Annotated in this window: 1 pseudogene; it reads left to right on the top strand. The window is 78.0% G+C overall.

The window, feature by feature from the left end:
• Positions 1-422: pseudogene (locus tag GL263_RS27820) on the top strand (histidine kinase); the annotation flags it as partial.
• Between the last annotated feature and the right edge of the window lie 24 nt (positions 423-446).

Raw genomic sequence — 446 nt, 5'->3', positions numbered from 1 at the left:
CCCCCGGCCCGGCCCCGGATCCGACCGGCCAGGCCGACCCCGCCCACGACACGCCCGACCAGGACGACACGCCCGGCCAGGACGGCGCCCCTGACGAGGACGGCACACCCGCCCCGCGCAGACTGACCGACAAGGGCCTGCCCAAGCGGACACCGAACATCACCCCCGTCGCCGCGCCGACCGGTGCCGTACCCGCCGCCCGCTCCGGCAGCGAGCGGGCCGAGGAACTGCGCCGCCGCATCGGCGGCTTCACCCACGGCGCGCGGCAGGGCGAGCGCGCCGCCGCCGAGGCCGGACACCAGGCACCGGCCGCCGACCACGGCCCCGTCGCAGCGGACGGCGGCCCCGTCGCCACAGGCGGCGAACCGCACAAACCGGGGACGAACGAGAATGGCGACACCCCCGAGGAGGCACGTCAGTGAACGCGTCCAGCACCGCCCCCACGC

Source organism: Streptomyces durbertensis, from assembly GCF_014156695.1.
Classification (GTDB): Bacteria; Actinomycetota; Actinomycetes; order Streptomycetales; family Streptomycetaceae; genus Streptomyces; species Streptomyces durbertensis.
Note: the sequence above shows the minus strand (reverse complement) of the source record. Positions and strands in the feature narration are given on the sequence as shown.